17 protein-coding genes are annotated in these 14,710 nt (G+C 45.8%); 3 read left to right on the forward strand and 14 right to left on the reverse strand.

Annotation, left to right across the window (positions count from 1 at the left end):
• Positions 1–8: 8 nt before the first annotated feature.
• The 11 genes from HMPREF9194_RS11380 to HMPREF9194_RS11430 form a co-directional block, all read right to left on the reverse strand.
• Positions 9–224 (reverse strand): helix-turn-helix domain-containing protein, encoded by a 216-nt coding sequence (locus HMPREF9194_RS11380; RefSeq protein ID WP_016526528.1) that lies wholly within the window; start codon positions 222–224, stop codon positions 9–11.
• Positions 225–657: 433 nt separating this feature from the next.
• Positions 658–1,485, reverse strand: a complete 828-nt coding sequence (locus tag HMPREF9194_RS11385; RefSeq protein WP_016526529.1) for a type II CAAX endopeptidase family protein — start codon at positions 1,483–1,485, stop codon at positions 658–660.
• A 17-nt stretch (positions 1,486–1,502) separates the two neighbouring features.
• Positions 1,503–2,384: a helix-turn-helix transcriptional regulator gene (locus HMPREF9194_RS11390; protein ID WP_016526530.1), complete on the reverse strand. Its 882-nt coding sequence runs from the start codon at positions 2,382–2,384 to the stop codon at positions 1,503–1,505.
• A gap of 560 nt (positions 2,385–2,944) precedes the next feature.
• Positions 2,945–3,610: a hypothetical protein gene (locus tag HMPREF9194_RS11395; RefSeq protein ID WP_245540749.1), complete on the reverse strand. Its 666-nt coding sequence runs from the start codon at positions 3,608–3,610 to the stop codon at positions 2,945–2,947.
• 43 nt (positions 3,611–3,653) lie between these two features.
• Positions 3,654–4,070, reverse strand: a complete 417-nt coding sequence (locus HMPREF9194_RS11400; protein ID WP_016526532.1) for a 2-thiouracil desulfurase family protein — start codon at positions 4,068–4,070, stop codon at positions 3,654–3,656.
• A gap of 94 nt (positions 4,071–4,164) precedes the next feature.
• Positions 4,165–4,950, reverse strand: a complete 786-nt coding sequence (locus tag HMPREF9194_RS11405; RefSeq protein WP_016526533.1) for a protein-ADP-ribose hydrolase — start codon at positions 4,948–4,950, stop codon at positions 4,165–4,167.
• Positions 4,951–5,029: 79 nt separating this feature from the next.
• Positions 5,030–5,977: an L-lactate dehydrogenase gene (locus HMPREF9194_RS11410; RefSeq protein ID WP_016526534.1), complete on the reverse strand. Its 948-nt coding sequence runs from the start codon at positions 5,975–5,977 to the stop codon at positions 5,030–5,032.
• Between the two features lie 120 nt (positions 5,978–6,097).
• On the reverse strand, positions 6,098–6,643 hold the full coding sequence (locus tag HMPREF9194_RS11415) for a dehydroquinate synthase/iron-containing alcohol dehydrogenase family protein (protein ID WP_051127897.1): 546 nt from the start codon (positions 6,641–6,643) through the stop codon (positions 6,098–6,100).
• 12 nt (positions 6,644–6,655) lie between these two features.
• On the reverse strand, positions 6,656–7,507 hold the full coding sequence (locus HMPREF9194_RS11420) for an alpha/beta hydrolase (protein ID WP_016526536.1): 852 nt from the start codon (positions 7,505–7,507) through the stop codon (positions 6,656–6,658).
• A 90-nt stretch (positions 7,508–7,597) separates the two neighbouring features.
• Entirely contained in the window at positions 7,598–9,355 is a 1,758-nt protein-coding gene (locus HMPREF9194_RS11425; RefSeq protein WP_016526537.1) for a flavocytochrome c, read from the reverse strand.
• 119 nt (positions 9,356–9,474) lie between these two features.
• A complete protein-coding gene (locus HMPREF9194_RS11430) occupies positions 9,475–10,368 on the reverse strand; it encodes a radical SAM mobile pair protein B (RefSeq protein WP_016526538.1) in 894 nt (297 codons plus the stop codon).
• Between the two features lie 234 nt (positions 10,369–10,602).
• Between HMPREF9194_RS11430 and rocF the strand changes: the two genes are divergently transcribed.
• Positions 10,603–11,511 (forward strand): arginase, encoded by a 909-nt coding sequence (gene rocF / locus HMPREF9194_RS11435; protein ID WP_016526540.1) that lies wholly within the window; start codon positions 10,603–10,605, stop codon positions 11,509–11,511.
• A 15-nt stretch (positions 11,512–11,526) separates the two neighbouring features.
• A complete protein-coding gene (locus HMPREF9194_RS11440; RefSeq protein ID WP_016526541.1) occupies positions 11,527–11,991 on the forward strand; it encodes a hypothetical protein in 465 nt (154 codons plus the stop codon).
• A gap of 20 nt (positions 11,992–12,011) precedes the next feature.
• Here HMPREF9194_RS11440 and HMPREF9194_RS11445 read toward each other — a convergent pair whose 3' ends face one another.
• Positions 12,012–12,761 (reverse strand): RluA family pseudouridine synthase, encoded by a 750-nt coding sequence (locus tag HMPREF9194_RS11445; protein ID WP_016526542.1) that lies wholly within the window; start codon positions 12,759–12,761, stop codon positions 12,012–12,014.
• Between the two features lie 125 nt (positions 12,762–12,886).
• On the opposite strand from HMPREF9194_RS11445, the gene HMPREF9194_RS11450 reads away from it, so the two are divergent.
• Positions 12,887–13,339 (forward strand): RpiB/LacA/LacB family sugar-phosphate isomerase, encoded by a 453-nt coding sequence (locus HMPREF9194_RS11450; RefSeq protein ID WP_002692357.1) that lies wholly within the window; start codon positions 12,887–12,889, stop codon positions 13,337–13,339.
• A 33-nt stretch (positions 13,340–13,372) separates the two neighbouring features.
• Here the strand turns inward: HMPREF9194_RS11450 and HMPREF9194_RS11455 are convergent, their stop codons facing one another.
• Both HMPREF9194_RS11455 and HMPREF9194_RS11460 read right to left on the reverse strand, forming a co-directional pair.
• Positions 13,373–14,071 (reverse strand): SGNH/GDSL hydrolase family protein, encoded by a 699-nt coding sequence (locus HMPREF9194_RS11455; RefSeq protein ID WP_016526543.1) that lies wholly within the window; start codon positions 14,069–14,071, stop codon positions 13,373–13,375.
• Positions 14,068–14,670 carry a Type 1 glutamine amidotransferase-like domain-containing protein gene (locus tag HMPREF9194_RS11460; RefSeq protein WP_016526544.1) on the reverse strand — a complete coding sequence of 201 codons (603 nt, stop codon included), beginning with the start codon at positions 14,668–14,670 and terminating at the stop codon, positions 14,068–14,070. Before HMPREF9194_RS11460 ends, HMPREF9194_RS11455 begins: the two co-directional genes overlap by 4 nt.
• Between the last annotated feature and the right edge of the window lie 40 nt (positions 14,671–14,710).

Consider the following 14,710-nt stretch of genomic DNA (forward strand, 5'->3'; position numbering starts at 1 on the left):
TATCCAACTTAATTCATCGCTTCCAATAACGAAATCAAATCTTGGTCTAAATCTTTCTTTTTACAAAGCTCTATCAAGGCATATCTTGCTATCTGATTAGGTTTTGATTTATTATTCTCCCACCGATTCACTGAACTGAAGCCGACATGTAGTTCTCTGACTAATCCTTCTTGCGATAAATTTAACTCTGAGCGAATTGTCTTTATAATTTCAGAAAGTTCCATATCAATCTTCTCGTTGTTATTTATATCAAGTTTTTATACTGCATATTATATTATAAGCTATTACATGTGACAATATTGTTAGTCACAGATAGTACTTTTTACAGCTACTATTTAAAAAGTTGATAAAACGATACACTGAATATATGAGATAGAAAGAATTAGAAGATACTTACAAAGTGCTTCAGACAAAACAGAAATACGCCGAGGATTTTGGCAGCATAAAAGATGGCATCGTAATCGTGATTTTGGAATACTTGTGTGATTTACAAAGCGCTCTCTTTATGAAGTCTATTTTTACCGGATAATAACATAAGTAAGATTTTCAGCCCTTATAATATCATGAATTTCCAAATTTTCCGTTTAAGAACGACCTATAACAATGAAAGGCCATTCTTTGTATCGTATGCAGAAACCATGCTTCCCTTCCCGGAATTCAGCTTTCCAATATTCTCCCTATGTGGCGTTTTTCAAAAAACAGATCTTTGTTTGTAAAAACGATAATTGCGGCGGCAAGTGTAACACAGATTGTTTCGACGCATTTTGTCGTTTGGGTCATTGCAATTTTTTCCTGCATGAAGTTTACAAAAAGGTGAAAAATAATACTTGCAAGCATGCTTCGGTTATTTTTCACGTAAACCCATGTTGTTATAAAACCGAACGGAATAACGGAAATAAAAAAGTTGAACATATATAAAACATTCATTTCGCGTATGCCGTAATGGTAAGTGCCCGGAATAAAAAACAGCGGCAAGTGCCATAAAGCCCAGACAAAGCCGAATATAATCGATTCTTTGAACCAGCTGCAATATTGGGCGATTGAGTCTTCACCGTAACCGCGCCAACCCACTTCTTCCAAAACCGAAGCAAGCAAAATCGTTAAAAATGCGGAAGTGACCCCCGCTCCGGTAAAAGAAAAACCCTCCGTGACGGAAAACTGATTTAAAGACTGTCCCCAAAAGGTTGAAAGCAAAATGGAGCAGCCGACTATCAGTGCAAAAACAATTACGGCGGCAAAGATGTATTTCGGCCTTAATTTATAAAATCTGAAAATCTTGCGTTTAAAGTCCGCTTTCAATTCTTTGCTTTTTGAACCGAACACCGTGATGAGTGCGATTATTGCCGGCGAAAGGAGTCCGAGCAGCATTGTGAGCGTACAAATAAAACCTTCTTTAAAAATGAGCGCGCAAAACCAAAAGCCCCAAGTTGCTAAAATAGTTGTAACATAAAATCGTACGGGTCTGTATGTATATTTTGTGTTCATGTAAACCTCTTATAATTTTATAAAATCCGAATTTCGGATTTCCAACCGTTCAATTCCACAATCAAGTCGGCGTCGGTTTGCACTTCTTTTTTCTCGCGTTTATCGATGAGTATGTTGTTGTCGGAATCCAAAAAGCGGGTTCGGCGGCCGGCATTTCGTAGACAATAATTTGAATGTTCGGCAAAGCGGATTTTGGAAATCGCCTTCACCTGATTAAAATCGATTTTGCCTTTACAATTATTTATTTCCGCATACAGATTCGAATCGGTATCCAACTCGGTGTGGCCGCCGGTATTTGTAAAAAAGCAGTTTGAAACTTTGCCGGAAAATTCCAAGGCTTCAAATGTAATATCGCGGATTTTCAGATTTTCCGTTTCCGAATGAATTTCAATATCCGCAACGAATTTTGCCGGAATGCGGATCAGCACAAAAAGATTTTCCAAAGCATTCGCGGCGCTGAAATCCGCCGAATGATTTACGATAACGTCCATGCGATTTTTATCTTCAACAATCTTAACCTTTGCCTGCTGTGCGAGACAAACTATTTTATTTGAAGCGAGAAGAACTTGAAGTTTTTCGTCCTTTGTTTGTTCCACTATGATTTCGTGAGCGGCGCCGATTTTAAAATCGATTTTTTTCGGATTGTCCAAATCGTATTCGGTTCCGCTTTCATACAAAAACTCGTGCTTGGACAAGAGGCTTTTTTCTTCGTTCAAAAGCGAATCGAGCGACTCATTAAACAAAAGGGAAATAGCAATGATATTTCCGATGTCGGGAAGCCCTATCCCGCTTTCCCACTTTGTAATTGCCTGACGGCTTACGTGGATTTTTTCCGCAAGTTCTTCCTGCGAAAGATTTTTTTGCTTTCGCAAGGTTTTCAGTTTTTCAGAAAAGTTCATACATAATCTCCCATAAAAACTTTTGCAGGAAATTAGAGCCTTCGGCTCGTTCTGCAAAGAACTGATTCTACGTGTCCGCTTTCGCGGACTTCGAATCAATTTCCGAAAAAGTTTTTAGTCGTGCGCAAACGCGCACACGTTCAATAATCGAGTTTGCAAATAGAGTGTATCGTACTCATACGATTCTTATCGAAACGGTATGTATACACGTCTTTCTGCAAACATCCACGCAAACTCGAGATAAAAAACGACGGCGATATTTCAGACGGCGTTTTTTATCGTATCTCCTTCACGAATATGCTTCGGCATTCGTAATTTTCAGGCAGATGATAACCTTGCGGCCGCAATTGTAAAAGAAATTATACCTTACAATTCGATACATTTTCGCTACTTATAGTAGCATAACCGATTCTTATGATAAAATTCCGCTGTAAATTGCAAAATCTTCGTCTTTGAATACGTTAAAAACGACTTTTATCCCGCTTCCGGTTTCTTTACAGTATGTGCGGACGGTTGCTACCGCATGTGTTTTTCCAAATGAAGTTTTTACATATTTTCCGTCATAAATTTTTATCCCTAAGATCGTTAACGATTGAAATACTTTGTTTTAAAAGCCAAATTGTTGATAATATAATAGCAATGAACAAAGGGATCGGCTTTATGCTTTGTCCGAAATAAGTACAGATGATTTGCAATAGTCCAATCGTTATCCCGCTGTATTTCCAAAAGGAATGCGATAATAATCCCGACCAAAAAATTATAAACAGTCCCAGCAAGATATCGCATAAATGCCAAGCGGCGTAAATTTCGGCTAAAGTCGTTCGGAGATTGTCACCCGTAACAACTGGCAGACCGTTGACAGGATATACAAGTCTTCCGGTTTCAAACATTATTAACAGCCATGCCATTAGCATTAGTATAAAGCTTACCGTTACAAATCCGGTCAGTATATTTTTATTTTGAGAATATACCTTGCGTACACTATAAAAAACGCCACCGCAAAGGATAGTTGAAAGCATGAGCAATTCATCTATAATCATCAGTAGCGTACGATGTTGATTTACGGTTTCCTGCAAGAATTTTGCCGATTTTAGCCGGAGACTGAAATATAAAAATCCAATCCGAATCCCCATATATACAAAAATACCGATAAGGAACATCGCTGAGATAAAAAAACAGTTTCGGTTTTGCTTAAAGGTCTGATTTTTCATTTTTTTCTCTATCATAATTTGTTTTGTAAACCGCCTTAAAATGCCGTCTGTCCTCCTGTTATAAATTTTCAACATCTATCACCTTAATATTGTTTTCCTTGAGAAGCTTTGCAAAAATACCTTGTCCCGAAATCAGTTTTCCTGAAAAAGAGCCGTCATATATCATGTTTACACCGCAAGAGGGACTTCTCGACTGAAGAATTACAAGTTCAATTTTCCGATCGAGAATCTTTTTCAGGGCGATTTGTGCTCCTTTTCTGAATTCCGCATCTACGGAGTTTCCGTTTTTTTGCATGACAATTCCTTTAACTATTTCAGCGGGTTCTCTTGGAATAGGCAATCCGCCGAGCACTTCAGGGCATACGGGAACAACTTGATGCCCTTTTACAAATTCAATTACTTTTTGAGAAAAATTATTTCCGCCATTATATTTGCAGTTCTCTCCCAACAGGCATGCGCTGACAGCAATTTTCATTATATACTCCATAAAGTTTCTATTATTACATAATGCCGACAATCCTCTTTTCTTCTGTGCCGAATAAGTGCCAACATATTTTCGACTATTTTTTTTATGGTAAAATTCCGCTGTAAATTGCGAAATCTTCGTCTTTGAATACGTTAAAAACGACTTTTATTCCGCTTCCCGTTTCTTTACAGTATGTGCGGACGGTTTCTACCGCAATTTCCGCCGCACGCCGATTCGGAAACATAAAGACGCCGGTGGAAATACAGCAAAAGGCGATACTTTTTACGTTGTGCGCTTCGGCGAGTTCAAGGCAGGAACGATAGCATGACGCCAATTGTTCTTCGTGTTTTTTTTGTAAGCGCCCCTGCACAATAGGCCCTACGGTGTGGATCACGTACTTGCACGGCAGGTTGAACGCGCTCGTGATTTTTGCGCTTCCCGTCGGTTCTTCATGCCCCTGTTTTTGCATGATGCCGGCACAAACCGCGCGCAACTGCACGCCTGCGAATGTGTGGATGCAGTTGTCGATGCACGCGTGGCAGGGCAGCCAGCAGCCGGTCATAGCGCTGTTTGCCGCGTTTACGATCGCATCGACTTTGAGCCGTGTAATGTCGCCCTGCCACAGATAAAAAGTCCCGTTCCCTTGTGCGGCAAGAGGCTTTAACTGCGCAAGATCGGTAATGCCGCCCTCCCGGATCGTTTCCCGTAAATATTCGTCCTGTATGCGTAAAAATTCTTCACTTGTATCTTGCGGCGGACGGACGTTCATGAGGGAACGGAGCAGACGCTTTTGTTCCCGCTCGTCACCCGGTATTCGCGCCGTGCGATAACCGGGGTTTTCCTTTAAAAGACAATCTATTAAAAAAATGCGCCGTTCTTTTTGTGTCATACCTGTTCCTTGTGTAATCCGATTGATTATAACAAAAAACGCGGCGGAAGTTAAAGCCGGCGCAGAGGTAAAGTTTCGGTTAATTCATGTCGGCAAAAGCATCTTTGAGCCGTTTTGCGCTTGCTTCCAACGCAGCCTGTTCGTCTGCAGGAAGGGTGCCTTCGATGACCCGTTCCGCACCGTTCCGTCCGACAACGCAGGGTACGCTCAAGCATACGTCTTTAAGCCCGAACTCTCCGTCAAGCGTCATCGAAACGGACAAAATGCTGTGTTCGTTGCGCAAAATGGCACCCGCTATTCTCGTCAGGGCCAAGCCGACGGCAAAATAGGTGGAACCTTTGTAGTCGATAATATGATACGCGGAATCCCGTACTTCTTCCAGAATTTTTGCTTTGTCGAAGTGCGGGCCGGAGCTGCACACGCCGCCGGAACAGTATTCGTCGATACGCCGTCCCGCAACGGATGTCATCGACCAAGCAGCAAATTCGCTGTCGCCGTGTTCGCCCAAAATATAACCGTGAATGTTGCGCGCGTCGACGCCGCATTCTTTGCTGAGCGTGTAGCGGAAGCGCGCCGTATCCAAAACGGTGCCGGAACCGATAACTCTTCCGCGCTCCCAGCCGGAAGCCTTGAGCGCCGCCCGTGTTAATATATCCACGGGATTGCTTACAATCAGCATAACACCGTTGCAGCCGCTTTCGGCGATGTCTTTTGCAATGCCGGTGATAATGGCAGCGTTGCGTTTCAGCAAGTCTATGCGCGTTTCCCCGCTCTGTTGTTTTGCTCCCGCCGTAACCACGACAATATCGCTGTCGGCATAATCGGCCTTATCGCCCGCGTGTATGTCGACTTGCGGTAAAAAAGGCAGGCCCTGTACAAGGTCGAGCGCCTGTCCTTCGGCAAAATTTTTATTCATATCGGTTATTGCGATTTCGTCCGCATAACCGCTTTGAGCCAATGCGTAGGCAAAGGTTGAACCGACCGCACCTGCTCCCACAACGGTAACTTTGCGTTTCTTTTCATCCATAGGATACCTCCGCTTAAAACATACTGAAATGCATATGTTTAGGCAAGAAGAAAATGCGGATTTTTCTGATAGCTTTTTCGCTTATTATGTATTCCGTCGATTTCCCTTTTACATTATGGTTTACATGCTCTCCTTCAATATCTGCACGATTTCATCATGCGTTAAAACCTTATACCCGCCTTTGAGGATGAAGGTTCCGTCGGCGATGCCTTCGATCATGTCTTCCGTAACGCCGAGCTCTTTTATACTCAATGCGAGGTGCATTTCCTGCATCCACTTTTTCATTTCGGAAAGACCTGCTTGTACAATTTCGTCATCGGATTTTCCGGCCGGGTCTACGTTCCAAACGGTTGTAGCATAGCGTTTGAATTTGGGGATTGCGTTCAACATGATATGCCGGTAATACGGAAGCGATACGGCGGAAAGCGTCATGCCGTGCGTGGCGTCGGTATAGGCACCGACGGACTGTCCGATCATGTGCACCATCCAATCGGTCGACTTGCCTTTTTCGACAAGCGTATTGAGCGCCCACGTCGCAATCCACATGATATTGCTGCGCGCTTCGTAGTTTTTCGGTTCTTTTGCGGCGATACGGCTGCTATGGATAAGCGATCGCAAAAGGCCTTCCATAATGTAATCGGAAGTGTTGAAACTTAAGATAGCCACCCGTTTACTTTTTTACCGAGCCTGAGGTCTGTTTTCGCCGATTATGCTTTGTACAAATTGTACCGCATAGTCCGCGGCTTTCCGCATTGCGTTTCCGTAAAAGACGTGTCCTGCGCCGTCAAGCGTTATGAGTTTCGCGTCGGGGAAGGCTTTAATCGCCCGTTCCGAATACGACAGCGGCACAAGCGAGTCGGCGCTTCCGTGAATGATGAGCGTTTTGCCGGAATATTGCGGCATCAATGTATAAATATCAAAGGACAGTACATCCTTATTGTAAATCCGCCCGACGGTTTTTCCGAGCAGCTTCATTGTGTCGGGAATCCGTTCCAGATCGGGTGTGTGCCGCCGAACGTAATCATGCAACACAAAAGCGGGATATAATAAAACCAAGCCCGCGACATCATCGGGGCGCATAGCGGCAACATACGCCGAAACAAAGCCTCCTTGGCTTTCTCCGAATAAAAAGATTTGCTCGGGCTTAAAACGCGCGTCGGTTTTTAAGTTATCGAGAATGACAATCAAATCCTCGGCTTCGGTGAGCACCGACATTTCCGTCATTTTTCCGTCGCTTTTGATATGATTGCCGCCGCCGATAAACTCGAAAATGTATGCGGCGATGCCATGCTCCGCAAAAGATTCGGCATAGCCTTTAACGCCTCCGCGATTGCCGCCGAATCCGTGCGAAAGGATGACCAAGGGCACGGGCGATGCGCGGTCGGGGATAAAAAGCTCTCCGGATATTTTCATGCCGTTTCTTTGAAAGTTTTGTTCTTCGACTTTAAAGGCGGGCGCCGCGTTTGTCTGCGTCGCGGCGAAGGCCCCGATATATAAAACAGCCGCCGATAAAAGTATAAAATTTTTCATATTTTATCCGCTCCTGATACACCATACAAGGCCGGCAGCAAACGCAATTCCTTTGTCTGCCGCCGAACTGCCGTTTCTGTTACAAACCGCTTACTTTGCCACGTTTTTTCCCGCGATGCGGCCGAACACGATAATGTCGGCGATCGCGTCGCTGCCCAAGCGGTTTTTGCCGTGCACGCCGCCGGTTACCTCTCCCGCGGCATACAAACCGGGGATCACCGTACCGTCGGTTTTTATGACTTGCGCTTGGCTGTTGATTTTGACGCCGCCCATCGTGTGGTGTACTGCGGGCACTGCTTTCAAAATATAAAACGGTGCCTTTTCGATCGGGAAGGTTAAGCTGCGTTTGTTGAATTCGGGATCTTTGCCCTGCGCGACGTAGCTGTTGTAGCGGTTTACGGTCGCGATCATCTCTTTCGCATCGATGCCGAAAAATGCCGCCGCTTTTTCAAGCGTATCGGCTTTTACCAACAATTTGTTTTTGTACAGATAATCGATTTCGGCCGCGTGGTTTTGTTCCAGATGGCTTTCTTCGTATCCTTTTTGATCGATGATTTCATAGCAGCAATGTCCCGCCTGCGCTTTGATCGCCATGGACATAACGTCGCGCCGTCCGAGTTCTTCGACAAAGCGCTTGCCTTCTTTGTTTACGATAACACTGTGGCCGTAGAGGCGTGCGTCGTCAAAATACAAAAGCGTGCCCGTAAGCGGATCGCATATCGGGTAGGTTTGAATATACTGCATATCGACGAGGGCCGCTCCGATTTTTTCCGACATGACGATACCGTCGCCCGTACTGCCGACCGTATTCGTCGAAAGGATGTTTTCATCGACGGCGGGATTGTATTTTTTGCGCATATCGAGGTTTGAGCCGAAACCGCCGGTTGCGAGCACAACGCCTTTTTTCGCATAAAAGGTGTACTTCGTCGTTTCACTTTCGGCCGAAACTCCGGTAACGCGTCCTTGCGCATCTTGGATAAACGCAACTGCGGGCGTATTGTACACGATGGTAATACCGAGCTTTTCCGCCTTTGCGAGCATCTTTGTGATGAGTTCTTTGCCGCTCGCACCGGCCGGAATCAAACTGCGCTTTACCGAATGTCCGCCGAAAAACATCAGCGAATTTTCCCATACGACACCGCAGTTGTCTCTCAGCCACTCCGCACCGGCAAGCGCATTCGACGCGACAACGTGCACGAGTTCCGGGTTGCTGATATTGTCGCCGCCTTTCATTATGTCCTGTTCGAAGCGCGCAACGCTGTCTTCGATACCGTCACGCTTTTGGAGCCAGTTGCCCGGAGCCGCCATTTCGGCTCCCGAGATGAGCGTGTTGCCTCCGGCCATCGGCATCTTTTCCAAAACGATAACGTCGGCGCCCGCTTCTTTCGCTTCGATTGCGGCCGCAAGTCCGGCACCGCCCGCGCCTATGATGATGACGTCGTGCGTTTCGGTTTTGTCCTGTTTTGCCTGAGATGCTGCGGCATCTTTTTTATTCGCTTTGAGTTCCCCGCCCGCCTGTGCGACCGCCGCATTCACGGCTTGAAGAAAGCCTTTCGACGTGAGCGTACAGCCGGAAACCGTATCGACCGCCGTACTGTTCGATTTTATTACCGCCGCTTTAAGCGTATCCATCGCTTTGTCGAAACCCGGCGTTTCGTTGTGTGAAATCACTTTGATGTCGGCAATCGCGTCTTTTTTGACGGTTACTTCCACCGTTATCTTTCCGCCCTTGCCTTCGCCCGTTCCGGTATATGTTCCGTTTTTCATCGAAGAGCCTTTCGAGCACGCCGTAAACAAGACCGCCGAAACGAAGATCGCCGCGAACAGTCCCGTTACAACCTTTTTCATACTTTTGCCTCCATAAAAAATTTGCAAAAAGCTTCAGCTTTTGCGCTGTACAGTATAGGCATATGGTAATGCACCGCTATTTTATTGTCAAATTGTGTTACAGCGCATCGACGGCTTCTTTAAGATTGTTTTCGTGCCGATTTTTTTATCTGTTCATGATAGAAAAAATTGACGACAACCGGCGGTGCGTCGAAGGGGCGGTTCATACTGTCGTCGTTCGTTACATAGTCAAGTCCGATTTCCGATGTAAACGTTTTCAGCCGCGCATCAAGCAAATGCCAATAGCTGCGGTCTCCGCAATAATATATATCCCGATACAGCGGCATCAAAGCCGGATAATTCTTTTCTATATAGTCCATAATAACCGGTTTATAACTGCCGCGTAAATTAAGGTTTTCAAGCCAAATCAAATGGCACTGATTTCGTACCCGTCCGATAAGCTTTTCAACATCGGTAATGCCGGGAAATATCGGCGAGATAAAACAAGTGGTGCGTACCCCTGCGCGGTAAAAGGTTTCCATTGCGGCAAGCCGTCGTTCAATCGAAACGGCTTTATCCATATCTTGACGAAAACGCTCATCGAGCGTGTTGATCGACCACGATACGCGGGCGTTCGGGAAGCTTCGAATAATATCCAAATCGCGCAGGACCAAATCGCTTTTTGTCGCAATGCTGATTTTTGCTCCGCAGTCTTTCAGCTGCAAAAGCAAGGCGCGGGTACGTTCGTAAACGGTTTCTTGGGGATTATAGGGGTCGGTAACGGAGCCGAAGAACAATTCTTTGCCTGCATATTTTTCGGGATGTTTTATTTTCGGCCAGTCTTTAACGTCTAAAAAGCCGCCCCACGGTTCGGTATGTCCGGTAAAGCGCTTCATAAAAGACGCATAACAGTATTTACACGCATGAGTGCATCCGACATAAGGATTAACGGAATAGTCCGCAACGGGTAAATTCGATTTTGTTATGACGCTGCGTACCGTAACGGGTTTGATAATCGCTTCGCCGGGTTTCATTTTGGGCACTCCCGTAAAGTATGGTATCAAACAATTGTTATTCCTGCAACTGTATGATTGTCCACAGCATCATTGATGCCGCCTCTCTTTTATCGTATGGTGTTGTTATGGAGACTTCACTTTTACGGAGGATTGTATGGTTACAATGAAAAAACTGCTTTTAACCTTCTGCGCGGTTTTAGCCTTATGCTTGGCCGGTTGCTCTAGAGCACCGTTTCGCATTATACTGTGCCCATGAATATTCACGTTATTGAAATGCCGCTCGATTTCGGGGCGTCGCGGCACGGCAGCGATATGGGGCCGTCGGCGATTCGGCTTGCCGGATTGTGCGAAAAACTTGAATCGCTCGGGCACTCGCTTGTTAAATATAATTCGCCGATTCGAATAAATCCGCAGGAATGCGAAAAAATCGGAAACCCGAAAGCAAAATATTTAAAGCCGATTGCAAAAGCCTGCACGCAGCTTGCAAAAGAAGTCGATGAGTCTTTCGCTGCGGGGAACTTTCCGTTTACGCTCGGCGGCGACCACTCGATTGTGCTCGGAACGCTTGCCGGGGCTGCCGCTTCGGCTAAACGAAACAATCAAAAGCTGGGCGTACTCTACGTCGATGCGCACGGAGATTTCAACACGCCGGAAACGACGCCTTCGGGCAATATACACGGCGAATGTCTTGCCGCATCTTGCGGTTTCGGTTTGCCGGAACTGACGAACCTCTATTTTGAGGGAACGAAGGTCGATCCACACAACGTGTGCTTTGTCGGTATCCGCGACTTGGATCCGGGCGAAAAAGACGTTATGCGCAAGGCCGGCGTTACCGTTTTTACGATGAGCGACATTGAACGGCAGGGCTTTCCCGCCGTTGTTAAAAAAGTCGTACAGTTTTTTAAAACGCATGCGGACGTTATGCACGTGTCGTTCGACATGGACGTGCTTGATCCCATGTTTGCGCCCGGCACCGGCATTCCGCTTCCCGCCGGCATGACAAACCGCGAAGCTCTTTTACTTATGGAAGAGATGAACGACATCGGTCTTGTAAAATCGGCCGATATTGTGGAAGTAAACCCTATCCTCGATGTGCGCAACCAAACGGCGATCTTGGCCGTCGCCCTTGCCGCCCGCCTGCTCGGAGAAAAATTATACTGATAAACCGGAGGACGCATGAAAAAACTTTTCGTTTTAATAGGAGTGTTCTTTTTGTGCGGCGCCGTACACTGTATTGCACAGAATGCGGACTTAAAATATTATTCCGCAATACAGGACGGAGATCTTACCCATCGATATGAAGGATACGCGAGCGCGGAATTTATCTGCGACGAATCGGAAACGGACGCGGATCTTATGGATGAAGTCGAAAAGCTTATTCCGAAAGATATACGCCGCGTAACCAAATTGACAAAGAGCACTGTGTGGTTATGCAAAAAAGCTTTAAATGAGTGGGAATACAAGCAAGGCGAATATTATATGGTTCTTTGCACGGACTCCCCTTATGACGATAAGGGAATTTTTCTTCTTATAAAAGTTATCGGCAAAGATGATTTTGAATGGTGGGGCGTTATGATAACCGAAGACAACGCGGAAAGCTTTTTGGACGCTCTTTCCGATTTGGAAACTCTTTTCGAATAGGAAAATACTTTTGTGCCGCATTACCGCTTGCCTGTGCGGACATAGGCGATCCACGATTCCGGTTCGGGAACTTCAAAACGCATGATTTGCTTTGTAACCGGATGCGTAAATGCGAGCGAACGGGCGTGGAGCGCAAGACGGCCGAAGGGGTCGGTGCGCGCATGCCGAACCGTATCTCCCGCTATGGGATACCCGTTTGATGCAAGGTGCGCGCGTATTTGATTTTTTTTACCGGTATCCAAAGAAAGCTCGAAAAGCGTATGTGTTGCGCCGCGTTCGATTACTTTGTACCGCGTGCGCGCTTCAACCGTATCGAAACGCGCACGTTTTTCGGCATCGGGCACAAAGCCTCTGTTGTATGCGTTGTACGCAAGCGGTTCGTCGATAAGACCCGAATCGGGAAGCGCGCTTCCGGCCGGATTTTCGGCAACGGCGCGGTATATGCGCTCGGTAACGCTTCCGTGCCAAAAACGCATAAGCTCGTCTTTTACGCGCTCGGTCAATGCGAAAAGCATAACGCCGGAGGTGTCGCGGTCGAGCCGGTGTACGGCAAGGGGTTTGCGGTGTTTTGCATAGGTGCCCTTGTCGCGCATAATGCGTTCGAGTACGCCGATAGCCGTTCGTCCGCTGCCGCCCGGATACGGAACCGAAAGCATGCCTGACGGTTTATCTATTACAATGATGTATGCGTCTTCATATAAGATATCCAGCTTTTTGTGTCCGGAATTCTTTTTGAATTCCGGTTCCTTATGCGCATTCGGCTTTTTCATTTTTCTCTTTAATTGTACCGAAGTATCGGTATAAAATAAAGAGCCCGCAGCCGGAAATACGGCGTCGATTTTTTCATTGATTATATTGTTGTTTTGCTATATCTTTATATAAAGGGGGTGCGCATATGAAAATCGGATTTGGGAGCGATCATTCGGGAGTCGCATTAAAACATATTTTAATGGAACACGTTCGCAATAAAGGATACGAATGCGTCGATTACGGTGCGGCGGATTCAAAGGTTCCGGCAAACTACGCCGAATTCGGCTTAAAGGTTGCCGAAGCGATTAAATCGCACGAAGTTGAAAAGGGCGTGATGGTGTGCGGATCAGGCGTCGGCATTTCTCTTGCCGCAAACAAGGTTCCGGGAGTGAGGGCTGCGGCGTGCAGCGAACCGTGTACGGCAAAGCTCGCCGTCGAACACAGCGACATAAATGCGGTCGCCATGGGCGTATGTATCGTCGGACCCGAAGAAGCAAAAATGATTGTCGATGCCTTTCTTGATGCCCGCTTTGAAGGCGGCGTCTACACGGAACGGGTCGACACGCTTTCCGCTATAGAAAGAAAATACGGCAAATAAACGCGGCCGCCGAATCGGCGGCTTTTGCGAGCTCTATCGCAGTACGGCTTTTTCTATTTCCGCAGCCAAAATTTTTGCCGATGCCGAATTAAAATGAACTCCGTCTACGCTTGCGTTCAAACCTCGTGCTTTTGCGAACCCGTCTTTACAAAACGGCAACAGCGTCATTATGACGGCATCTATAAGCCTGAACGCAAAACCGTGTTTCCATGTATAGGTGCGCTTGTCGGGTGGAAGCGTTTCTTTTTGCAGTTCGTATATATCGATAAAAGAATAATTATATTTTTGTGCCAATCGTTTGATAACGGCGTTTCTTCGTACCGTCTTTTCGTGCGGAAAATTTTTTAAATTAATAAGCGGCATTCCGAAAACGATTACGCGTTTGTTTTTTTCGGAGCATAAGTGCAAAAGCCTGTCATATTCGCGTTCAAAGATATCGTCGTTTTCTATGCACCGTTTTATTTTGCAGCGCAGATTCATTGTCAAAAACCAAAATAAAGAAAGAGATTTTAAATACGGCAGCAGAATATCGTTTGTACCGATTCCGAGGATGAATGTACCGCCCCCGTGTCGGGGCTTATCGATTATTTTTTTGAGCCGGCTGTAAGCGCCCCTAAGCGTGTCGCCGTTTTTTCCTTTGTTTACGGCATGAATTTTTTTGTTTAAAAAATGAATATACGAATAGCCGACATTACCGAATGTTAAGCTGTCGCCGATACAGATGAGTTTCATTCCACGCTGATTATTGTCCGTTTGCCGTCTTCAATAATAACGGCTTGCGAATTATTGATAGCGCATATTTCGAGCGTCGGAAAGGTTTGCATAATTTGCTCCGTAGCTTTTTTGAACGGCGCGGTAAGATAATGCGGCAGGATATAAAAATCAATAAGTTTTAATCCCGCATAGTCGCTTTGCGAATAATCTTTCGGAATCGGATCCATTTTCTCAATATAAGAAATTGTCGGTGCGCATACGATAGCCCCTGCCGACTCTCCGATAAATAATTTCCCTTTTCCCAGCTGCCGTTTTAAAAGTTTATCCGTTCCGGTTTTTCGTAAACAGTCGATGAGGAAAAACGAATTACCTCCGGTAAAATAAATAACATCGGCATCGTCAAACAGCGTTTTTATTTTCGAAAATTCTTCGCTCGAAATATCGGTTTCCGTCAGCAAGGCGCCCGCTTTTTTGAATAATTTACGTGCCGAACCGACATATCCCGTATACCCTTCGTGTATTGATGCGGTCGGAATGAACAGAACCTTTTTCCCCGCAATTTGCTCTTCAACGGCGGAGCCGACGCTTGAAAAATGTGAACATAAAAATAAACGCATGCTTTGTACTCTCCTTTAGATACACATAGTATCACTTTTA

Source organism: Treponema maltophilum ATCC 51939 (assembly GCF_000413055.1).
GTDB lineage: Bacteria > Spirochaetota > Spirochaetia > Treponematales > Treponemataceae > Treponema_C > Treponema_C maltophilum.

Excerpts from the sequence above, each read along its gene's own strand:
- HMPREF9194_RS11380 (WP_016526528.1), bottom strand. The coding sequence starts at position 224 with ATGGAACTTTCTGAAATTATAAAGACAATTCGCTCAGAGTTAAATTTA.
- HMPREF9194_RS11385 (WP_016526529.1), bottom strand. The coding sequence starts at position 1,485 with ATGAACACAAAATATACATACAGACCCGTACGATTTTATGTTACAACT.
- HMPREF9194_RS11390 (WP_016526530.1), bottom strand. The coding sequence starts at position 2,384 with ATGAACTTTTCTGAAAAACTGAAAACCTTGCGAAAGCAAAAAAATCTT.
- HMPREF9194_RS11395 (WP_245540749.1), bottom strand. The coding sequence starts at position 3,610 with ATGATAGAGAAAAAAATGAAAAATCAGACCTTTAAGCAAAACCGAAAC.
- HMPREF9194_RS11400 (WP_016526532.1), bottom strand. The coding sequence starts at position 4,070 with ATGAAAATTGCTGTCAGCGCATGCCTGTTGGGAGAGAACTGCAAATAT.
- HMPREF9194_RS11405 (WP_016526533.1), bottom strand. The coding sequence starts at position 4,950 with ATGACACAAAAAGAACGGCGCATTTTTTTAATAGATTGTCTTTTAAAG.
- HMPREF9194_RS11410 (WP_016526534.1), bottom strand. The coding sequence starts at position 5,977 with ATGGATGAAAAGAAACGCAAAGTTACCGTTGTGGGAGCAGGTGCGGTC.
- HMPREF9194_RS11420 (WP_016526536.1), bottom strand. The coding sequence starts at position 7,507 with ATGAAAAATTTTATACTTTTATCGGCGGCTGTTTTATATATCGGGGCC.
- HMPREF9194_RS11425 (WP_016526537.1), bottom strand. The coding sequence starts at position 9,355 with ATGAAAAAGGTTGTAACGGGACTGTTCGCGGCGATCTTCGTTTCGGCG.
- HMPREF9194_RS11430 (WP_016526538.1), bottom strand. The coding sequence starts at position 10,368 with ATGAAACCCGGCGAAGCGATTATCAAACCCGTTACGGTACGCAGCGTC.
- rocF (WP_016526540.1), top strand. The coding sequence starts at position 10,603 with ATGAATATTCACGTTATTGAAATGCCGCTCGATTTCGGGGCGTCGCGG.
- HMPREF9194_RS11440 (WP_016526541.1), top strand. The coding sequence starts at position 11,527 with ATGAAAAAACTTTTCGTTTTAATAGGAGTGTTCTTTTTGTGCGGCGCC.
- HMPREF9194_RS11445 (WP_016526542.1), bottom strand. The coding sequence starts at position 12,761 with ATGAAAAAGCCGAATGCGCATAAGGAACCGGAATTCAAAAAGAATTCC.
- HMPREF9194_RS11450 (WP_002692357.1), top strand. The coding sequence starts at position 12,887 with ATGAAAATCGGATTTGGGAGCGATCATTCGGGAGTCGCATTAAAACAT.
- HMPREF9194_RS11455 (WP_016526543.1), bottom strand. The coding sequence starts at position 14,071 with ATGAAACTCATCTGTATCGGCGACAGCTTAACATTCGGTAATGTCGGC.
- HMPREF9194_RS11460 (WP_016526544.1), bottom strand. The coding sequence starts at position 14,670 with ATGCGTTTATTTTTATGTTCACATTTTTCAAGCGTCGGCTCCGCCGTT.